General features: G+C 26.6%; 1 protein-coding gene. It reads right to left on the bottom strand.

Annotated features, from left to right (window positions below):
* A partial coding sequence (locus BKE30_RS16150; RefSeq protein ID WP_158073217.1) for a hypothetical protein occupies positions 1–522 on the bottom strand: 522 nt, incomplete at both ends.

Raw genomic sequence — 522 nt, 5'->3', positions numbered from 1 at the left:
TTCTTCTATTTTATTAACCAAAGATTTATCTCTAATAGGACTAAATATGCTAAGGTCTTGAATGGAATTAACTGGTCGTGGAGATTTCATTATTCTTAGTTTAACATTTTCCAATGTTTTGTTTTCCAACAACTTAGCCCTATCATCCAAGCCCAGCATCTTTAGAATTCTAATATAAAACTCAAGATTTGGAATTGACTGATGATTAATATTTTCTATAGCCAAACCATATAACTCATCTCCAAAATTATTATTTACATTAAAATTATAAAAATCATCAATTAGTTTAGTTAGTTTTTCTCCTATTAAATTTTGTTTCTCAGAAATTAAATCTGATTCCGCAAGTCGTCTAAAATCTTCTGAACTCCACTCATTATGATTTTGTAAAAATAAGTTTTTTAGTAAAGCATCCCATTCATTAAGAACAAAATAATTACCATAAAATTCAGATAACATTTTACTTTGTTCATTTTTCTTCTCTTTGGAAAATAAAGAGTGTGTTATTTCTAAATCTTTCCAGTT

The sequence above is a fragment of the Alkanindiges hydrocarboniclasticus genome, assembly GCF_001982605.1.
Classification (GTDB): Bacteria; Pseudomonadota; Gammaproteobacteria; order Pseudomonadales; family Moraxellaceae; genus Alkanindiges; species Alkanindiges hydrocarboniclasticus.
The sequence above is the reverse complement of the archived record's forward strand: the minus strand, read 5'-3'. Positions and strand labels throughout refer to the sequence as shown.